This is a genomic window from Pseudoxanthomonas sp. CCNWLW251 (assembly GCF_037402255.1).
In the GTDB taxonomy this organism is placed as follows: domain Bacteria; phylum Pseudomonadota; class Gammaproteobacteria; order Xanthomonadales; family Xanthomonadaceae; genus Pseudoxanthomonas_A.
In genome coordinates, this window is sequence record NZ_JBBEGA010000004.1 from 110,001 (window position 1) to 128,493 (window position 18,493).

Below are 18,493 nucleotides of genomic sequence, written 5' to 3' on the forward strand. Positions count from 1 at the left end.
CGGCAGCGGTAAGCAGCGCAGCAATGCGGATGCCTTCTGCCGGCACCACGACGTCCTTGAGCTCCAGCAGTGACGTATCGCCCTGGCCGGTGACGACGGCATGCCAGCCTGCAATCGCCTTTTCGGCTTCGCCGGCATCGTGGAAGCGGGTGGCCAGCTCGCGCGCAAGGCGCAGTTTCACGTCGCGCGGGTTGAGCTCGCCGCCAGCGACGGAATTCTTCAATGCGAGCGCTTCGGCCACGCCCATCTCGAAGCTCAGCAGCTCGATCCAGCGCCACATCAGGTCGTCGCCGATCTTCATGGTCTTGGTGACGATGTCGATGGCCGGCTCGCTGACGCCGATGTAGTTGCCCAGCGATTTGGACATCTTGTTGACGCCGTCCAGACCTTCCAGCAGCGGCATGGTCAGCACGATCTGGGGCGCCTGACCGTGATGCTCCTGAAGCCCACGCCCCATCAGCAGGTTGAACTTCTGGTCGGTGCCCCCGAGCTCGACATCCGCCTGCAGGGCTACCGAGTCGTAGCCCTGGACCAACGGATACAGGAATTCATGGATGGCGATGGACTGCTGGGCGGCGTAGCGCTTGGCGAAATCGTCGCGCTCCAGCATGCGGGCCACGGTGTGCTGGCCCGCCAGGCGGATCATGTCGGCCGCGCCCATCTTGCCGAACCACTCGGAATTGAAGCGGACCTCGGTCCTCTCCCGGTCCAGCACCTTGAACACCTGGTCCTCGTAAGTGCGCGCGTTGGCGAGCACGTCCTCGCGGCTGAGGGGCTTGCGGGTGATGTTCTTGCCGGACGGGTCGCCGATCATCCCGGTGAAGTCACCGATCAGGAAGATCACCTGGTGCCCCAGGTCCTGGAACTGGCGCATCTTGTTCAGCAGGACGGTGTGGCCGAGGTGCAGGTCGGGCGCCGTGGGATCGAAACCCGCCTTCACGCGCAGGGGCCGCCCCAGCTTCAGGCGGGCTTCCAGGTCTTCGGGCTTGAGGATTTCGTCGGCGCCACGGCCGATCACGGCAAGAGCTTCTGCAAGGGACACGGGGAACAGTTCCAGTAGGGGTGGCCGCGTGAAGGCCAAGTCAGTGAGGTGAAGTTACCGTTAAATGAAAGTAAACAGTGATAGCTATCAAAAAAGCCAATTGACTCAATGGTTTGACGCGAAGTCTTCGCGTGTCTATGGTACGCCGATTGGGGCTTTGCCTTGGCCCCGGGATGCAACCTTGATGCAAACTCATGGGGGCGGCAACGGCCGCAAGCAACAGTTCCGGGAGCGCCTGGGGGTGCTTCGCGACACTGCACTTCATCATCAGGTGAAGCGCCATCTGCCGGAAGGGCGATGGACGCGCCGCCACTGGATCCATGCCAGCCTCTTCACCACCATCGGCGTGCTGATGGCGACCATCGTGCCGGGCTTCTCCAGCGCCATCCAGGCGCCGGTATCGGAGCCGCGCAGCACGTTGCTGCTCGATCTGCCCGAATTGTCGGCGGCGCGCATGGCCGGTACGGCCGGTGACAGCTGGCAGGTGGTCCGGGTGAAGCCTGGGCAGACCTTGGGGGCGATTTTCGAGGAGCTGGGCATTCCCGCTGCCACCCTGCACCGCATCCTCGAGAATGCCGACGCCAAGAAGGCGCTCACCCGACTGAAACCGGGCACCGAGATCGCCTTCGACCTGCCGGTCAACGGCGGACTGCGCACGCTGCGCTACGACCGCGACCCGAGCCATCGCGTGGAACTGCTGGTCGGCGCGGACAAGGTCACCGAGCGCGTGATCGCCCGCGAGACGACCACCCGAACGGTGGTACTGAGCGGCAAGGTCGGGCGCTCGCTGAACCGTTCCGCGCGCAAGGCAGGCCTGACCTCCGCCAACGTGAACTCGCTGACGGACGAAATCTTCAAGTACGACATCGACTTCAATTCCGATCTGGGCGCAGAGGACCGTTTCAGCGTGGTGGTCGAACAGACCTGGCGCGAAGGCGAGCTGATCAGCACCGGGCCGGTGCAGGCCGCCACGTTCACGGTGGACGGCAAACTGCATTCGGGCTTCCGCTTCACCCGCCCCGGCGGCAAGCCGGAGTACTTCACCGCCGCCGGCCGGCCGTTGAAGAAGAACTTCATCCGCATGCCGATCCCCTACGCGCGCATGAGCTCCAAGTTCGGCGCGCGTCGCCACCCGGTCCTGGGCACGATGCGGATGCACAAGGGCGTGGACTACGCCGCCTCCAGCGGCACGCCGATCATGGCGGCCGGCGATGGCCGCGTGCAGTTCGCGGGCTGGCAGGGCGGTTATGGACGCACCGTGATCCTCGACCATGGCCGTGGCCACACCACGCTGTACGCGCACATGTCGCGGATGGGCAAGATCAAGCAGGGCCAACGCGTCGCGCAGGGCACGGTGATCGGCTATGTCGGCACCACGGGGCTGTCGACCGGCCCACACCTGCACTACGAATTCCGCATCAACGGCGTGCACCGCAATCCGCTGTCGGTGACGATGCCGCCGCCGGAACCGCTGGGCGGCGCGCAGCTGGCGGCATTCCGCACGTACACGGCCAATGCGCTGACACGCATTCGGACCGTGGAAGACGTCATCTACGCCGACGTTGGCCCGGCCGAAGGAGCGACCAAGCCCGCCACCGTCGCGGCGGCCAAGCCTGCCGGCAAGGGCGGCAAGGGCTGATCCTTCACCCACGCATGGCGGCAATCCGGAAAAGGCGGGACACTGTCCCGCCTTTTTCTTTGCCTGTCGATTCCGCATGACGACCCCCGCTTCCACCGAGCTTTACCTGGGCCTGATCTCCGGCACCAGCGCCGATGGCATCGATGCCGCGCTGGTCCGGTTCGAAGACTCCCCGACGGGATTGGGTTGCGAGCTGGTCCATGGCCGCACATTCGCCTGGGATCCGGCGTTGCGTGCGCAGTGGGTGGCCCTGGGCCAGGGCGCGGACAACGTGTCGCTGGACGGACTCGGTTCGCTGGACGGCCTTGCCGCGCGCGCATTCGCCGATGCCGCATCCGCACTGCTGGAAGAGGCAGGCGTGCCCCGCGGACGCGTGCGTGCGCTCGGCTCGCATGGCCAGACCATCCGCCATCGCCCGCACGCGGACCCGCCGTTCACCTGGCAGCTCGGGGATGGCAATGTCATCGCCGAACGCAGCGGGATCGACACCGTGGCCGACTTCCGCCGGCGGGACGTGGCGGCAGGCGGGCACGGTGCACCGCTGATGCCGGCGTTCCATGCCGCCCTGCTCGGTTCGCTGCAGGAAGACCGGGCCGTACTCAACCTCGGCGGCATCGGCAACTTCACCCTGCTGCCGAGGGTGGGCGACGTGCGCGGTTTCGATACCGGGCCGGCGAATGCGCTCATGGACGCCTGGTGCGCGCGCCATACCGGGCGCACCTACGACGCCGGCGGCGCCTTCGCGGCGAGCGGACACGTGGACGCCGCTCTGCTGGCTCGCCTGCTGGCGGAACCCTGGTTTGCGCTGGCGCCACCGAAGAGCACGGGGCGGGAACAGTTCCACCTGGACTGGCTGCAGGCGCGCATGGGCGAGGTCACTATCTCGCCGGCCGACGTGCAGGCCACCTTGCTGGAACTGACTGCACGCACCGTCGCCGACGCGCTGCAGATCACCCAGCCGGCCACCCGTCGCGTGCTGGTCTGCGGTGGTGGCGTTCACAACGCGGTGCTGATGGCACGGCTGGCCGCCCACCTGCCGCAAGCGGTGGTGGAATCCACCGCCGCACACGGCCTGGATCCGGATTACGTGGAGGCGATGGGCTTTGCCTGGCTGGCGCGCGAAACGCTGGCCGGCCGGTCGGGCAATCTGCCGGCAGTCACCGGGGCCGTCGGACGCCGCGTGCTGGGCGTGGTGTACCCGGCCTAGAAACCCTTGCCGGGCGGCACATCCTTCAACGCGCTGATCGCATCGGCGAGCGCGTTGACTTCGCGGTCATCCAGGCCGCCGCGCACTTCGGATTCGCAGACGAAGAGGCCCTGTTCCAGCAAGTTGAAGATGGTGTCGTGGATCGGCCATCCTCGCGCCTGCGAGACGCGCCGGATGCGCTCGGCGAGGATCGGATCCACGTCCTTCAGCACGATGTCGGTCATTGTCCCGTCCCCTGCATGCCCCCTGGGCAGACTGTAGCGCACGCGCTCAGTCCAGTGCCCCGTCCGCCGACCTGTCGATGCCACTCGCCGGCTCATGGTCGCCCCCGAACCGGATACGCGGGGCCAGCCAGAAGAACAGCGCGACCGCCGGGATCGCGACCAGGGCGGTGATCCAGAAATACACTCCATACCCGGTCTGCTCCACGATGCCGCCGGACACCGCGCCCAGCAGTTTTCCCGGCAGCATCACCAGCGACGAGAACAGCGCGTACTGGGTGGCGGTGAAGCGCTGGTTGACCAGCGCGGACAGGAACGCCACCAGCGTGGTGCCCTGGAAGCCCTGCGCGAGGTTCTCGCCGGAAATCACCAGCGTCAGCTTCCACACATCGCCGTCGGCGCCGATCAGCCAGACATACAGCAGGTTGCTGATCGCCCCCAGCACGATGCCCGCCAACAGCGGCCATTTCACGCCCCAGCGCGCGACGGCGATGCCGGCGATGAATACGCCGACCAGGCCCACCCAGACGCCCCAGATCTTCGATACCGCGCCGATCTCGGTCTTGGTGAAACCCTGGCTGAGGTAGAACGGCGCCATGATGCCGCCGCCCAGCGACTGGTCGGAAATCTTCGCCAGCAGGATGAACGCGAACAGGGCGATGGCCAGCGCAATGCCGAAACGACGGAAGAAGTCGACGAAGGGCTCCACCACCCCCTCCTGCAGACCCTCGCTCCACGTCGTCATGCGGATCCGCACCACATCGGGCTCGCGCGACAGCAGGACCGCGACCACCGGTATCAGCATGACGGCCGCCATCGCCTGGTAGACCAGCGGCCACGACACTTGATCGGCCAGCATGAGCGCCAGGGCGCCGGTGATGATCAGCGCGATGCGGTAGCCCAGCGAATACGTGGCCAGCAGCGCACCCTGCGATTCCTGCGGTGCGATCTCGATGCGGTACGCATCCACGGCGATGTCCAGCGTGGCACCGGCGAACGCCGTCAGCAACGTGACCCAGATGAAAGGCGCCAGTTTCCCGGGCGTCAGATGCGCCATCAGCAGCAGGCCGACGATGACTACACCCAGCGCCAGCAACAGCCAGCCGCGCCGCTGGCCCAGACGGCCGAGCAATGGCAGGCGCCAGCGATCCACGAGTGGTGCCCAGAGGAACTTCAGCGTGTACGTCAGGCCTGCACTCGCGATCAGCGTGATGTTCTTCAGCTCCAGTCCGTTCTCGGTCAGCCAGTACGCCAGCGTGCCCGCCACCAGCAGGAACGGCATGCCCGAGGCAAAGCCGAAGAAGAACATCGTCCATGCCGACGGCTGCGCGAACGCACGCCAGACCGAAGGCTTGCCGGGACGTTCGCTTGCCGTTGTCGTCATCAGGTGTAGTCCACCGTGAAGGGGGCATGGTCGGAGAAACGCTGCTCGCGGTAGATCGAGCAGGCCTTCAGGCGGTCACGCAGCGACGGCGTGACGAACTGGTAGTCGATCCGCCACCCCACGTTGTTGGCGCGTGCCGCACCGCGGTTGCTCCACCAGGTGTAGTCCTGGCCTTCCGGGTGCAGTACACGGTACGCATCCACCCAGCCGCCGTCGTCCGCGCACATGCCGTTCAACCAGTCGCGCTCCGGCGGCAGGCAGCCGGAGTTCTTCTGGTTGCTGGTCCAGTTCCTGATGTCCAGCCGGCTGCGCACGATGTTCCAGTCGCCGCACAGCACATAGTGGCGACCACTGCGGCGCCACTCGTCCAGCACCGGTGCCAGCCAATCCATCACCTTGAACTTGAAGCCCTGGCGCTCGTCGCCGGACGAGCCGGACGGGATGTAGAACGACACCACGCTCAGGTCGCCGAAGCGTGCTTCGATGTAGCGGCCTTCCTCGTCGAAGTCCGGCCAGCCCAGCGCCGTGCGGACCTCGTCCGGCTCGCGCCTGGCGTAGATCGCCACCCCGCTGTAGCCCTTCTTGGTGCTGGCGTCGCGGAACCACGCCTTGTAGCCGGCAGGCAGGAACTCCGGTCCGGCCAGCTGGTGCTCCTGGGCCTTGGTCTCCTGCACGCACAGCACGTCGGCGTGCTGGTCGGCGAACCAGTCGAAGAACCCCTTGGTGGCCGCGGAGCGCAGGCCGTTGGCATTGAAGCTGATGATGCGCATGTGCACTACGTTCGTCGGAAACCGGGCAAGCGTACCCGAACCGGCGCTTCCGTCGCGCGGCATCGACCGCATGGCGGTTATCCTGTCGCCTGCCCTGTTCATCCCGCCACCGCCCATGTCCGATCACGGTTCCCGTTTCCTCCAGCTCGCACTGCACGCACAGGCCCTGCGATTCGGCCAGTTCACGCTGAAATCGGGACGTCAGAGTCCGTACTTCTTCAATGCCGGCCGCTTCGACAGCGGCGGACGCCTGGCCGGACTGGCGGCCTGCTACGCCGATGCGGCAGAAGAAGCCGGCCTGCAGTTCGACCTGCTGTTCGGCCCCGCCTACAAGGGCATCCCGCTGGCGACCGCACTGGCCTGCGAGTACGCCCGTCGTGGTCGCGACCTGCCGGTGGCCTTCAACCGCAAGGAAGCCAAGGACCATGGCGAAGGTGGCCTGCTGATCGGTGCGCCACTGGAGGATCGCCGCGTGCTGATCGTGGATGACGTGATCACCGCGGGCACCGCGATCCGCGAGGCATTGGGCCTGATCCGCGCGGGCGGCGGCACCCCGGCCGGGATCGTGGTCGCCCTCGATCGGCAGGAAGTGCTGGGCGAACCCGGCACAGGCGGCGCGCGCCGCTCGGCCGCGCAGTCGGTGGCCGAGGAGACCGGCGTACCGGTGGTGGCCGTGGCCAACCTGCATGACCTGCTTGCATTTGCCGGCGAAAGCGCCGACCTTGTCCGCCATCGCGACGACCTGCTGGCCTACCGGGCCCGCTACGGCAGCGCGACCCAGGACTGACGCAGCAGGGGGCTGCCATGACCGTCCGCACTTCCCTGGCGTTGTCGGCCGTATTGCTGGCGCTGGCACCCACCGTGCTCGCGCAGGGCAAGAACAATCCGTCCACGCCCGCCAACAAGAAACTCTTCTGCTGGGAAGAGAAAGGCCAGCGCGTCTGCAGTGATGCGCTGCCCGCCGATGTGGTCAACGCGGCACGCGACGAGATCAGCGCGACCAGCGGACTGCGCACCGGGGGCGTCGGCCGCGCGATGAGCGAAGAGGAACGCGCCCAGGCGGCCATCGCGGCCCAACAGAAGATGATCGACGACGCCGCCTCGGAAATGCGGCGGCGTACCGATGCCGCCATGCTGATGTCCTACCGCAGCGAGGAAGAGTTGCGGCGCGTCTTCAATGAACGCACCGCCATCGTCGACAACAACGTACGCACCGCGCGCTACAACGCGGTCAGCCTGCGCGAAGGCCTTGTCAGCCTGCTGCAGACCGCGGGCGATCAAGAGCTGGCAGGACGTCCGATCCGTGCGGACATGTCCGCCACCATCCACCAGCGCCATGCCGAGCTGCTGCGCACCCGTCGCCTGCAACAGAGCTTCGAGGCCCAGCGCGCGCAGCTGGACGTCGAGATCACCGATATTCTGCAGCGCTACCGCAACATGAAGGGCATCACGGCCGAGGCCGCGGAAGAAGCGGCCACCCCGGCCATGGCGCCTGCGCGCAACTGACCCGGTAAACCCCTCCGGAAACCTCTGGAACGACGACGCCGGGACAAGCCCGGCGTCGTGGTCATGCCGCTCCGAAGCCCGGCAGGCGTCAGAACGTCATTGTCAGTTCCGGTGCAAGCGCCTGCAGGCGGGTACGGAATTCGGTCTTGATCCGCTCGAGCGCCTCGCGGTTGTCCGCCTCGAAACGCAGCACCAGGATCGGCGTGGTGTTGGACGCACGCACCAGGCCCCAGCCATCGTCCCAGTCGGCACGCAGGCCATCGATGGTGGACAGGCGTGCGCCCTCGAACTCGGCGCCATCGACGAAACGCTCGACGATGGCATGCGGCGTGCCTTCGTCCACCGCCACCTTGATCTCCGGCGTGGACACGCCATCGGGCAGCTCGGCCAGCACTTCCGACGGCGTTTCGGCACGATTGGCCAGGATCTCCAGCAGGCGCGCGGCGGAATACAGCCCGTCATCGAAACCGTACCAGCGTTCCTGGAAGAAGAAGTGGCCGCTCATCTCGCCAGCCAGCTCGGCACCGGTCTCGCGCATCTTGGCCTTGATCAGCGAATGGCCGGTCTTCCACATCATCGGCGTGCCGCCGTGGCGCAACACCCAGCCCTGCAGCTTTCCGGTGCACTTCACGTCGAAGATGATCAGCGCACCGGGATTGCGCTCCAGCACATCGGCAGCGAACAGCATCAACAGGCGGTCGGGGAAGATGATGGCGCCTTCCTTGGTCACCACGCCCAGGCGGTCGCCATCACCATCGAACGCCAGGCCGATATCGGCATCGAAGCGCTTCACGGTCTGGATGAGGTCTTCCAGGTTGTGCGGTTCGCTGGGGTCGGGGTGATGGTTGGGGAAGGTGCCGTCCACGTCGCAGTACAGCGGGATGACTTCCGCGCCGATGGCTTCCAGCAGCTGCGGGGCGATGTCGCCAGCCACGCCGTTGCCGGCGTCCACCACGACCTTCAGCGGGCGCTCCAGCTGCACGTCGTCGGCGATGCGCTGGATGTAGTCGGCCGAGACATCGCGCTGCTGCAGGTCGCCGCGCGCGTTGGCCACGAACAGGCGGTTGTCGCGGATGCGTTCGTACAGGTCGGTGATCGCGTCACCGGACAGCGTCTGCCCGCCGACCACGATCTTGAACCCGTTGTAGTCCGGCGGATTGTGGCTGCCGGTGACGGCCACGCTGCTGCCGGTGCGCAGGTGATAGGCCGCGAAATAGGCGACCGGGGTGGGCGCCAGGCCGATGTCGATGACGTTCCGGCCGGCCTTGCGCAGGCCTTCGATCAGACCGCCGACCAGGTCGGGGCCCGAGAGGCGGCCGTCGCGGCCCACCACGATGTCGGTGAGGTCCTCGTCGCGCATCACCGAGCCGATGGCGAGGCCGATCAGTTCGGCGACCTCCACGCTCAAGGTCTGCCCGACGATGCCGCGGATGTCGTAGGCGCGGAAGATGCCGGGATCCACCACCACGGCCTTGGCTTCGGCCTGGGTGTACTCATCCTTGGGCGCGGTACGCGTACCGCCAGCCGGCGGCGGCGGGGGTTCGCGCATCAGCGCCTCGCCCAGTGTGGGTTCATCCGCTTCGCTCACTTCTGCTCCTTTCTTGCCCAGACCACCCATGCGAATCCCGCCGCGCGCGACCAGCACCGACACCACGGTGAGGCCGGCGAGCAGCACCGCCACGATCATGGCCGGAATGGCGCCCAGCCCCAGTGGACCGGGCTCGCTGACGGGGACCGCAGTCGCCACGCGCAGGCCGGTCTTGCCCACCGCGCGCGCCATGCGCTCCGCGCTATCCTCCAGGCCGCTGTTGCCGCGTTGCGTGATGGAGTAGCTGCCCTGCCGCAGCGCAAGATAGCCGCCGGGCAACGCCACGCCATCGAAGTCCTGGGTCAGCTGCGTGAGCGGCAGGCGAACGTAGATGACGCCCTGCGGCGTGGATGCCGCCATGCCGAACGCAGTCTGCTTGCCGTCCTTCACCACGCGGGCCGCGATGCCATCGCCCTGCATGCCCTCCTCCAGCAGTGCCAGCTTGCTGAAACCGAAGGTCGCGGCATCCTCGTAGGCCGCCTGCAATGCGCCATCCAGGATCTCGACGTGCTCCACGCCCGCCCACCCGTCCTTCAGGGCGGCCACGGCGGCGGCCGTATCGTTGGCGGCCAGGGCCGCCTTGACCGGCGCGGATGCGAGCCGCTGCTCGAACTGGCGGATCTGCGCCGCATGGCTGGCCTGCACCGCCTCGACCGCACGATCGCGGGCCTGCCCGACCTGTTCCAGCAGGCGCGCTTCGCGCCACTGGCGGACACCGCTCCAGGCCAGCAGCGCTGCGAGCAGCGCCAGCAGCACCGCCAGCTTCGGCAGCGCGCCGCGCAGATCGCCCACGGGAATCCGCTTGCGGCTCTCGTTCGTCGTGTTCATCGCCTTGTCCCCTGTCATCGCACGCCGGTGTGGCCGAAACCACCCGTCCCCCGTGCGCTGTCAGCGAAAGTATCCACCACTTGCAGGTGCACGCGCACGACCGGCAGCACCATCACCTGGGCGATGCGGTCACCGGGCTGGATGGTGAAGGTCTCATGCCCCCGGTTCCACACGCTGATCAGCAGCGGGCCCTGGTAATCCGCATCGATCAGGCCGGTGCCGTTGCCCAGCACGATGCCGTGGCGATGGCCGAGGCCGGAGCGCGGCAGCACCACCGCGCACAGGTGCGGGTCGCCCAGGTGCAGCGCGATGCCGCTGGGCACCAGCGCCGCGTCGCCAGGTTCGAGCACCAGGGGCGCGTCCAGCGCCGCACGCAGGTCCATGCCGGCGCTGGCCTCGGTGGCGTAGGCCGGGAGCGGCCATTCGTCGCCGAACCGCGGGTCCAGCAGCTTCACTTCCACGGCACGGGGTGCACTCATGCGTTCAGTCGCTCCACGATCAGGTCGATCAGTTCATCGGCCAGCTGCGTCTTCGGCGCGGAGGCGAAGCTGCGCTCGCCGTCCTTCCAGTACGCCGTCATCGCGTTCTGGTCGCTCTCGAAGCCGCCATCGGCAATGCCCACGCGGTTGGCCACGATCATGTCCAGCCGCTTGGCCTCCAGCTTCCTGCGCGCGTACTCGGCGACATTGTTGGTCTCGGCGGCGAAGCCCACCACCAGCTTCAGGGCCTGCGTCTGCGCGGCGACTTCGGCCAGGATGTCGGGCGTTCGCACCAGGTCCAGCGCCAGCGACTCGCTGGACTTCTTGATCTTGTCGGCGGCCGGCTCGCGCGGGGTGTAGTCGGCCACGGCAGCGGCGCCGATGTAGATGTCGGCCGGCAGGGCGGCGAACACCGCCCGGTGCATCTGCGCGGCCGAACGCACGTCAACGCGCGCGACGCCTGCCGGCGTGGCCAACTGCACGGGCCCGGCGATCAGGGTGACGCTGGCGCCACGGCGCGCAGCGCTGGCGGCAACCGCGAACCCCATCTTGCCGCTGCTGCGGTTGCCCAGATAGCGCACCGGATCCAGGTCTTCGTAGGTGGGGCCAGCGCTGACCACCACGTTGAGCCCGGCAAGATCCTGCGGCACCGTGGTGGCGCTGAGGGCGGCGCCGGACAGCGCAGCGACGATCTCTTCAGGCTCGGCCAGCCGGCCCGGACCGGACTCGCCCTCGGCGAGCGGACCATCGTTCGGTCCAACCACCTCTACGCCGCGTTCGCGCAGCGTGGCCAGATTCGCCTGTGTGGCGGGGTGCTGCCACATGCGGTGGTTCATCGCCGGCGCGATCATGATCGGCGCGGTGGTGGCCAGGCACAGCGTGGCCACCAGATCGTCGGCCAGCCCATGTGCCAGGCGCGCCATCAGATCGGCCGTGGCCGGCGCGATGACCACGCGATCAGCCCACCGGGCCAGTTCGATATGGCCCATCGCCTGCTCGGCGGCGCCGTCCCACAGCGTGGTGCGGGTGGGTTGGCCGGACAGCGCCTGGAAGCTCAGGGGCGTCACGAACTGCTGGGCCCCCGCCGTCATCGCGACCTGCACCTCGGCCCCGGCATCGCGCAGCCGACGCACCAGCTCCAGTGCCTTGTAGGCCGCGATCCCGCCGCCCACGCACACCAGGAGGCGCTGTCCCGCCAGATCACGCATCTTGTCCGATCCGCTCACGTCGGCCCGTTCCTACGTCCATACAAGCGATTAGCTTACCCGAACGCCCCTCATCACCCGATGCACGCCCGGCGTCCGCCGGCCGATCCTGTCGCCATGCACATCCGCGACTGGCCCCACGACGAACGCCCCCGCGAGAAGCTGCTCGCCCGCGGCCCCACCAGCCTCAGCGACGCCGAACTGCTGGCCATCTTCCTGGGCTCGGGCCTGCGCGGGCGCGATGCCGTCGCCACCGCGCGCGACCTGCTCGCCACCCATGGCCCGCTGCGCGAGCTGCTGGAACGTCCCCCCGCCGAACTGACGGCGCTGCCGGGCCTGGGGCCCGCCCGTGCGTGTGCCCTGGCGGCCGCGCTGGAGCTGGGCACCCGCCTGCTGCACGCCGCCCTCGAACGGGGTGACGCCATCAGCGACCCGGAGGCCGCCGGGCGCTACTTCGCCCAGCGGTTGCGCGGCCGTCGACACGAGGTGTTCGCGGCCCTGTTCCTCGATACCCGCCATCGCGTGCTGGCATTCGAGGAGTTGTTCCAGGGTTCGGTGGACAGCGCCGAGGTCCATCCGCGTGAAGTGGCCCGTCGCGCATTGGCGATGAACGCGACCGCCCTGATCGTCGGCCACAACCATCCTTCTGGATGCGCAGAACCCTCGGCCGCCGACCGCGCCGTGACGCAGCGCCTGAAGCAGGCGCTCGCACTGGTGGACGTCCGGTTGCTGGACCACTTCGTCATTGGCGATGGGCCACCCCAGTCGATGGCCGCGCGTGGATGGGTGTGAGGACGGCCTTCGCTGAACCATGCCGATCCCACGGGGAGGACCGGAAAACCTAGAATAGGCGGTTCCCACGCACCAAGACGGTTCTCCGTGAAAGCTTCCCTTCGCGCCTTGATCGCCCAGGGCATCGACGCCCTGCGCACCGCCGGCACCCTGCCGGCCGATGCCGCCACACCCGACTTCGTGGTCGAACGTCCCAAGACGCGCGAGCACGGCGATTTCGCCACCAACGCCGCCATGCAGCTGTCCAAGGTGGCGCGCAGCAATCCGCGCGCCATCGCCACGGCCTTGGTGGCGGCGTTGCCGGCCAGCGACGACGTCGTGAAGGTCGAGATCGCCGGCCCCGGCTTCATCAACTTCCACATGAGTCCGGGCGCCTATCAGCGCGAAGTGGCCACCGCGCTGGCGCAGGGCGCCGCCTACGGCCGCAACGACAGCGGTGGCGGGCGCACCGTCGGCGTGGAGTACGTGTCGGCCAATCCGACCGGTCCGCTGCATGTCGGCCATGGTCGTGCAGGTGCGATCGGCGACTGCATCGCACGCGTACTGGCTGCCAACGGCTGGAACGCCAAGCGCGAGTTCTACTACAACGACGCCGGCGTGCAGATCGACAACCTGGCCAAGTCCACCCAGGCGCGTGCGCTGGGCAAGTCGCCGGACAGCGAAGGCTGGCCGGAAGACGGCTATCGCGGCGACTACATCGCCGACGTGGCGCAGGCCTATCTCGACGGCGATTCGGTCGAGGTGGAAGGCCACGTCGTCACCGGGGAAAAGGATCCCCAGGACCTCGACGCCATCCGCCGCTTCGCCGTGGCCTATCTGCGGCGCGAGCAGAACCTGGACCTGGCCGCGTTCGGTGTGTCGTTCGATCGCTACTTCCTGGAAAGCTCGCTGTACTCGGACCGGAAAGTGGAGGAGACCGTGAGCAAGCTGATCGCCTCCGGTCACACCTACGAGGAAGGCGGTGCGCTGTGGCTCAAGTCGACCGACTTCGGCGACGACAAGGACCGCGTGATGCGCAAGTCCGACGGCACCTACACCTACTTCGTGCCGGACGTGGCCTACCACCTCAGCAAGTGGCAGCGCGGCTATGAGCGCGCCATCACTGAACTGGGCGCCGACCACCACGGCTCGCTGGCGCGCGTGAAAGCCGGCCTGCAGGCCCTTGGCGAAGGCATTCCTGCCGGGTATCCCGAATACGTGCTGCACCAGATGGTCACGGTGATGCGCGGTGGCGAGGAAGTGAAGCTTTCCAAGCGCGCCGGCAGCTACTTCACCCTGCGTGACCTGATCGAGGAAACCAGCGCGGATGCGACGCGCTGGTTCCTGATCGCGCGCAAGCCGGATTCGCAGCTGACGTTCGATATTGATCTGGCGCGCCAGCAGAGCAACGACAACCCGGTGTTCTACGTGCAGTACGCGCATGCCCGCGTGTGCAGCCTGCTGCGCCAGGCGGGCGAGAAGGGTTACGCCTACGACCAGGCGAACGGACTGGCGAACCTGGCGTGCCTGGACGACGACACCTCGCTGCAGCTGATGGTGGAACTGTCCCGCTATCCCGAAGTGGTGGAAGCGGCCGGCGAATCGCTCGAACCCCATGGGGTCGCGCAATACCTGCGCGAGTTGGCCTATGCTTTCCATACGTGGTACGCCGGCACGCCCGTGCTGACCGACGATGCGCAGGCACGTGATGCGCGGCTGGCGCTGGCACTGGCGGTACGCCAGGCGCTGGCCAATGGACTGGACCTGTTGGGCGTAAGTGCGCCCGAGAAGATGTGAGCGGAGAGCAGTAGATGGCAGCAAGGCGCGGCAAGAGTCAGGCCACACGCAATTCCAGTCAGGCCACGCCCGCGTGGGTCTGGCTGATCCTCGGCCTGCTCATCGGCCTGGCGGTGTATTTCGTCGTGCCGGGGCTGGGCAAGAAGGACGGTGATGGCTTCTTCCGTCCCACGCCCAACCCTGACGCGCAACCCGCCCCCGTCGACAGCGCCGATGTGGAAGCCGTGGTGCCCGACGCGCCGAGCAACGAGGCACCGGCCACCGCCCCGACGACGGACGATGCCGCCGCGAAGGAAACCCAGTACGACTTCTACACCCTGCTGCCCGGCAAGGAAGTGCAGATGTCCGACGCGGAACTGGCCGCCAGTGCACGCGAGGAAGAAGCACGCAAGGCGCGCGCCGCCCTCAACGGGCAGGCCACGACACCCGTCGCGGCTGCGCCGGCAGCCGCCGCAGCGGCCCAGCCGACACCGATCAACGAAACCGCGCCTGCCCGCCCGGCCGAGACACCGCGCGCCGCAGATGTCCCTCCCGCACCCAAGCCTGCTGCCGCCGTGGCCAGCGCGGACACCGGCGCGCGCTACATCCTGCAGGCCGGCGCCTTCGGCGCATCGGGCGATGCCGAGGCCACCAAGGCCAAGATCGCCATGCTGGGCCTGAGCGCCCGCGTGGAGTCGGCACAGATCAACGGCAAGACCGTCTACCGCGTGCGCATGGGCCCGTATGGCACGGCGAGCGAACTCGCCGAGGCGAAGCAGAAGCTCGCCAGCGGCGGACTGCCTGCGATGGCGGTGAAGGCCCAGTGAGTGCCACGCGGCCGACGCTGCAGCGCCTGATCGTGGCGACGGCCGCGGCAATGGGGTCGCTGCTTGTCGCCTCGTGGCTGGTCGGCCTTGTCCTGCCCGCACACTGGCAGGAGGTGGTGCAGACACGCTGGGGATTCCTGGCACCGGTCAGCTACGTCGTGACCGCCCTCTGCATGGGGCTGGGTGGCGCGCTGGCAGGCCATCGCTTCCTGATCGTCGCCGTTGGCCTGACGCTGGCGGTGTGGATCGCGACGCTGTCGGTGCTGGCCGGCATCGCCGGTGCGGCCTCGGACATGTCCTACCCCCTCGGTTTCCTGCTGCGCACGAACGCACTCAGCGCGACGCTGTCCGTGGTCGCCGCCGCGCTCGGCACCTGGCTGGGTGCCCTCTGGTATGCGCGCCGCTGACCGCGAACCGTTTTCCCTCCGCGAAGGAATCCCCATGACCCGTACCGCCCTCATCACCGGCGCCACATCCGGCTTCGGTGCCGCCGCCGTCCGCCGCTTCGCCGCTGCCGGCTGGCGCGTGATCGCCACGGGCCGCCGTGCCGAGCGCCTGCAGGCGCTGGTGGACGAAATCGGTGCCGACAAGGTGCATGCCGCCGCGTTCGACATCCGCGACGAAGCCGCGATGGACGCCGCACTGGCTACAGTGCCGGCAGGGTTCCGCGACATCGACCTGCTGGTCAACAACGCCGGCCTCGCGCAGGGCACCGCACCTGCACAGCATGCATTGCTGTCCGACTGGCGCACGATGATCGACACCAACATCACCGCGCTGGTCACACTGACGCACCGCTTGCTGCCGCTGCTGGTGGAACGCAAGGGCGCCATCATCAACATCAGCTCGGTGGCGGGTGTCTATCCGTACCCGGGCGGCAACGCCTATGGCGGCAGCAAGGCGTTCGTCAGCCAGTTCTCGCTGGGCCTGCGCAGCGACCTGCACGGTACCGGCGTACGCGTGACCACCATCGAACCCGGCATGGCCGAAACCGAATTCACCCTGGTACGCACGCATGGCGACCGGCAGGCGTCGGACAAGCTCTACACCGGCGCCGCGCCGATGACGGCCGAGGACATCGCCGACACCATCTTCTACGTCGCCACCCTGCCGCCGCACCTCAACATCAACCGGCTGGAGATCATGCCGGTGACGCAGTCGGTGGCGGGCTTCCAGGTCGCGCGCGCGTAGTTGCTTCGCACTCCCGTAGCGTGCGCCACGCGCACGTCACGGGACATCCGGCATCGCGAGGCCGTGCGCAGAGCGCACGCTACGCCAGCGGTTCGTCCGAGAGGTAGGTGTAACCGGTAAGCCCCGCTTCCAGCGCGTCAGACAGCAGTTTCGATTCGTCGGCCGACAGGCCCGCCTCTTCCACGCGCTGGCGATACACCGCGCGCAGGTCGTCCAGCCGGTAGCCCACGTAGTCGAGCATCACGTCGGTGGTGTCGCCACGGCGCTGCTGGGTGAGCAGGTAGCCGGTGCCGGCATCGGCGCTGACTTCCACCGCGTCGGTGTCGCCGAACAGGTTGTGGATGTCGCCCAGGATTTCCTGGTACGCGCCGACCAGGAAAATGCCCAACCGGTAGCTTTCACCCGGCTTCAGCGCGTGCAGCGGCAGTGAGGAGTCCAGACCTTCGTTCTCCACGTAGGTATCGATCATGCCGTCGGAATCGCAGGTCATGTCGGCGATCACGCCGCGGCGGTCGGGCGCCTCGTCCAGACGGTCGATCGGCACGATCGGGAACACCTGATCGATCGCCCACACGTCGGGAATCGATTCGAACACGCTGAAATTGACGAAGTACTTGTCCACCAGCCGTTCGTTCAACTCGTCCAGCAGGTCGCGATGGCTGCGCTCGTCGCTGCTCAGGCGGCCGCGCACGGCATGCGCGATGGCGTAGAACAGGTCGTCGATGCGGGCGCGGTGCACCAAGTCGATCTGGCCCAACGCATACAGCGACAGGCCCTCGCTGTGGTGGTGTTGCGCCTCATGGAACAGTTCCACCGCCGGCCGCGTGTCCAGCTCGGCATGGATCTCGCGCAGGTGGCGGATCACCGCCGGCTCGTCGTCGTGCGACGGCGGCACGCGGCCTTCCGGCGCCTGCTCGACTTCCGACACGTTCACCACCAGAACCGCGTGATGCGCGGTCATCGCGCGGCCACACTCGGTGACGATGCGCGGCGGAGTGAGTCCATTCTGCTCGCAGGCCTCGGCCAGTGGCTGCACGATGTTGTTGGCATACTGGCTGATGCCGTAGTTGATGGAGCAGTAGCTGCGCGAACGCGTGCCCTCGTAGTCGATGCCCAGGCCACCACCGACGTCGACATGGCTGATGGTCGCGCCCAGCTTGGACAGCTCGATGAAATAACGCGTCGCTTCGCGCATGCCGTTGGCGATGTCGCGCACGTTGGATATCTGCGACCCCATGTGGAAGTGCAGCAGGTTCAGCGTGTCCTGCAGGCCCGCCTCGCGCAGCTGCTTCCACAGGTCCAGCACCTGGCGCGGGGACAGGCCGAACTTGGCCTTGTCGCCGCCGCTGTTCTGCCACTTGCCGGCACCGAGCGTGGCCAGGCGCATGCGCACGCCCAGGCCGGGCTTCACGCCCAGCTTGCGCGACTCTTCGATCACCAGCGCCAGCTCGGACGGCTTCTCAATGACGATGAAGGTCTGCAGGCCCAGCTTGCGGCCGATCAGCGCCAAGCGGATGTACTCGCGGTCCTTGTAGCCGTTGCAGACGATCAGCCCGCCGGGGCGCGACAGCGCCAGCACGGCCATCAGTTCGGGCTTGCTGCCGGCTTCCAGGCCGAAACCCTCGCCTGCGTGCGAGGCCAACGTGCCGGCGACACCGCGATGCTGGTTGACCTTGATCGGATAGACCGCCGTATAGCCGCCCTTGTATTCCCAGTCGGCCTGCGCCTGCGCGAACGCGGCCTGCAGCTTGCCCAGGCGGTCGCCGAGGATGTCGGGGAAGCGCACCAGCAGCGGCAGCTGGGCACCCTGCGCGCGCGCGGCGTCGACCACCTCCGGCAGCGGGATCACCGGCCCCTGCGCGCCCTTGGGCGACACCACGATGCGGCCGGCGGCGTCCACGTCGAAATACCCTTCGGCCCAGTGCGGGACGGAGTAGGTCTTGCGGGCGTGGTCGGTGGACCAGGACATGGCGTTTTCCAAGGTGAGGCGAGCGGACGCGCATTCTACAGGCTGCGGTCACATGGGTCCGTTACAATGCGCCCCCGCAGCGGCAGGCCC

Annotated in this window: 17 protein-coding genes (1 of these 17 running past the window's edge); 9 read left to right on the forward strand and 8 right to left on the reverse strand. The window is 67.8% G+C overall.

The annotated features are described in order from the left end of the window. A protein-coding gene (gene tyrS / locus WBN46_RS15385; RefSeq protein ID WP_337732318.1) for a tyrosine--tRNA ligase crosses the window boundary here: on the reverse strand, nucleotides 1-1,042 show its 5' portion. Its footprint begins 167 nt before the window's first position; the window shows 1,042 of its 1,209 coding nt (coding positions 1-1,042); its start codon is at nucleotides 1,040-1,042; its stop codon lies beyond the left edge, outside the window. A 184-nt stretch (nucleotides 1,043-1,226) separates the two neighbouring features. On the opposite strand from tyrS, the gene WBN46_RS15390 reads away from it, so the two are divergent. Continuing rightward, a complete protein-coding gene (locus WBN46_RS15390; protein WP_337732531.1) occupies nucleotides 1,227-2,681 on the forward strand; it encodes a peptidoglycan DD-metalloendopeptidase family protein in 1,455 nt (484 codons plus the stop codon). A gap of 76 nt (nucleotides 2,682-2,757) precedes the next feature. Then, a complete protein-coding gene (locus tag WBN46_RS15395) occupies nucleotides 2,758-3,888 on the forward strand; it encodes an anhydro-N-acetylmuramic acid kinase (RefSeq protein ID WP_337732319.1) in 1,131 nt (376 codons plus the stop codon). Here the strand turns inward: WBN46_RS15395 and WBN46_RS15400 are convergent. From WBN46_RS15400 to WBN46_RS15410, 3 genes are read right to left on the reverse strand one after another with little or no spacing between them, the layout of a single operon-like run. Further along, nucleotides 3,885-4,112, reverse strand: a complete 228-nt coding sequence (locus tag WBN46_RS15400) for a hypothetical protein (protein WP_142123160.1) — start codon at nucleotides 4,110-4,112, stop codon at nucleotides 3,885-3,887. The genes WBN46_RS15395 and WBN46_RS15400 overlap by 4 nt on opposite strands. 46 nt (nucleotides 4,113-4,158) lie before the next feature. Next, nucleotides 4,159-5,493, reverse strand: a complete 1,335-nt coding sequence (locus WBN46_RS15405; RefSeq protein ID WP_337732320.1) for an MFS transporter — start codon at nucleotides 5,491-5,493, stop codon at nucleotides 4,159-4,161. After that, complete coding sequence (locus WBN46_RS15410) at nucleotides 5,493-6,263, reverse strand: exodeoxyribonuclease III (protein WP_192201191.1); 771 nt, start codon at nucleotides 6,261-6,263, stop codon at nucleotides 5,493-5,495. Before WBN46_RS15410 ends, WBN46_RS15405 begins: the two co-directional genes overlap by 1 nt. 115 nt (nucleotides 6,264-6,378) lie before the next feature. Here WBN46_RS15410 and pyrE point away from each other — a divergent pair, with 115 nt between their 5' ends. Both pyrE and WBN46_RS15420 read left to right on the forward strand, forming a co-directional pair. Further along, nucleotides 6,379-7,050 (forward strand): orotate phosphoribosyltransferase, encoded by a 672-nt coding sequence (gene pyrE, locus WBN46_RS15415; protein ID WP_192199882.1) that lies wholly within the window; start codon nucleotides 6,379-6,381, stop codon nucleotides 7,048-7,050. Nucleotides 7,051-7,067: 17 nt separating this feature from the next. After that, nucleotides 7,068-7,769 (forward strand): hypothetical protein, encoded by a 702-nt coding sequence (locus tag WBN46_RS15420; RefSeq protein ID WP_337732321.1) that lies wholly within the window; start codon nucleotides 7,068-7,070, stop codon nucleotides 7,767-7,769. 88 nt (nucleotides 7,770-7,857) lie between these two features. On the opposite strand, the gene WBN46_RS15425 is transcribed toward WBN46_RS15420, so the two are convergent. The 3 genes from WBN46_RS15425 to coaBC are packed head-to-tail and all read right to left on the reverse strand — an operon-like array spanning nucleotide 7,858 to nucleotide 11,890. Then, nucleotides 7,858-10,185, reverse strand: a complete 2,328-nt coding sequence (locus tag WBN46_RS15425) for a phosphomannomutase/phosphoglucomutase (RefSeq protein ID WP_337732322.1) — start codon at nucleotides 10,183-10,185, stop codon at nucleotides 7,858-7,860. Nucleotides 10,186-10,199: 14 nt separating this feature from the next. Then, nucleotides 10,200-10,664, reverse strand: a complete 465-nt coding sequence (gene dut, locus WBN46_RS15430; protein WP_277728466.1) for a dUTP diphosphatase — start codon at nucleotides 10,662-10,664, stop codon at nucleotides 10,200-10,202. Beyond that, the gene (gene coaBC, locus WBN46_RS15435) at nucleotides 10,661-11,890 is read right to left on the reverse strand and encodes a bifunctional phosphopantothenoylcysteine decarboxylase/phosphopantothenate--cysteine ligase CoaBC (protein ID WP_337732324.1); all 1,230 of its coding nucleotides are present in this window, start codon (nucleotides 11,888-11,890) and stop codon (nucleotides 10,661-10,663) included. The genes dut and coaBC overlap by 4 nt, the downstream gene beginning before the upstream one ends. 96 nt (nucleotides 11,891-11,986) lie before the next feature. On the opposite strand from coaBC, the gene radC reads away from it, so the two are divergent. From radC to WBN46_RS15460, 5 genes are all read left to right on the forward strand, one after another. After that, on the forward strand, nucleotides 11,987-12,661 hold the full coding sequence (gene radC, locus WBN46_RS15440) for a DNA repair protein RadC (RefSeq protein ID WP_337732532.1): 675 nt from the start codon (nucleotides 11,987-11,989) through the stop codon (nucleotides 12,659-12,661). 87 nt (nucleotides 12,662-12,748) lie between these two features. Continuing rightward, nucleotides 12,749-14,437 (forward strand): arginine--tRNA ligase, encoded by a 1,689-nt coding sequence (gene argS / locus WBN46_RS15445; protein WP_337732325.1) that lies wholly within the window; start codon nucleotides 12,749-12,751, stop codon nucleotides 14,435-14,437. Between the two features lie 14 nt (nucleotides 14,438-14,451). Then, nucleotides 14,452-15,243, forward strand: coding sequence for an SPOR domain-containing protein (locus tag WBN46_RS15450; protein ID WP_337732326.1), 792 nt, complete (start codon nucleotides 14,452-14,454; stop codon nucleotides 15,241-15,243). Then, nucleotides 15,240-15,650, forward strand: a complete 411-nt coding sequence (locus WBN46_RS15455; RefSeq protein ID WP_337732328.1) for a hypothetical protein — start codon at nucleotides 15,240-15,242, stop codon at nucleotides 15,648-15,650. The genes WBN46_RS15450 and WBN46_RS15455 overlap by 4 nt, the downstream gene beginning before the upstream one ends. Before the next feature lie 34 nt (nucleotides 15,651-15,684). After that, nucleotides 15,685-16,434 carry an SDR family NAD(P)-dependent oxidoreductase gene (locus WBN46_RS15460; RefSeq protein WP_337732329.1) on the forward strand — a complete coding sequence of 250 codons (750 nt, stop codon included), beginning with the start codon at nucleotides 15,685-15,687 and terminating at the stop codon, nucleotides 16,432-16,434. A gap of 79 nt (nucleotides 16,435-16,513) precedes the next feature. Here the strand turns inward: WBN46_RS15460 and speA are convergent, their stop codons facing one another. Further along, nucleotides 16,514-18,403, reverse strand: coding sequence for an arginine decarboxylase (gene speA / locus WBN46_RS15465; protein WP_337732330.1), 1,890 nt, complete (start codon nucleotides 18,401-18,403; stop codon nucleotides 16,514-16,516). Nucleotides 18,404-18,493 lie beyond the last annotated feature (90 nt).

Bases quoted from the DNA above. Each gene is read 5' to 3' on its own strand.
- WBN46_RS15390 (WP_337732531.1), top strand. From the start codon at position 1,227: ATGCAAACTCATGGGGGCGGCAACGGCCGCAAGCAACAGTTCCGGGAG.
- WBN46_RS15395 (WP_337732319.1), top strand. From the start codon at position 2,758: ATGACGACCCCCGCTTCCACCGAGCTTTACCTGGGCCTGATCTCCGGC.
- WBN46_RS15400 (WP_142123160.1), bottom strand. From the start codon at position 4,112: ATGACCGACATCGTGCTGAAGGACGTGGATCCGATCCTCGCCGAGCGC.
- WBN46_RS15405 (WP_337732320.1), bottom strand. From the start codon at position 5,493: ATGACGACAACGGCAAGCGAACGTCCCGGCAAGCCTTCGGTCTGGCGT.
- WBN46_RS15410 (WP_192201191.1), bottom strand. From the start codon at position 6,263: ATGCGCATCATCAGCTTCAATGCCAACGGCCTGCGCTCCGCGGCCACC.
- pyrE (WP_192199882.1), top strand. From the start codon at position 6,379: ATGTCCGATCACGGTTCCCGTTTCCTCCAGCTCGCACTGCACGCACAG.
- WBN46_RS15420 (WP_337732321.1), top strand. From the start codon at position 7,068: ATGACCGTCCGCACTTCCCTGGCGTTGTCGGCCGTATTGCTGGCGCTG.
- WBN46_RS15425 (WP_337732322.1), bottom strand. From the start codon at position 10,185: ATGAACACGACGAACGAGAGCCGCAAGCGGATTCCCGTGGGCGATCTG.
- dut (WP_277728466.1), bottom strand. From the start codon at position 10,664: ATGAGTGCACCCCGTGCCGTGGAAGTGAAGCTGCTGGACCCGCGGTTC.
- radC (WP_337732532.1), top strand. From the start codon at position 11,987: ATGCACATCCGCGACTGGCCCCACGACGAACGCCCCCGCGAGAAGCTG.
- WBN46_RS15450 (WP_337732326.1), top strand. From the start codon at position 14,452: ATGGCAGCAAGGCGCGGCAAGAGTCAGGCCACACGCAATTCCAGTCAG.
- WBN46_RS15460 (WP_337732329.1), top strand. From the start codon at position 15,685: ATGACCCGTACCGCCCTCATCACCGGCGCCACATCCGGCTTCGGTGCC.
- speA (WP_337732330.1), bottom strand. From the start codon at position 18,403: ATGTCCTGGTCCACCGACCACGCCCGCAAGACCTACTCCGTCCCGCAC.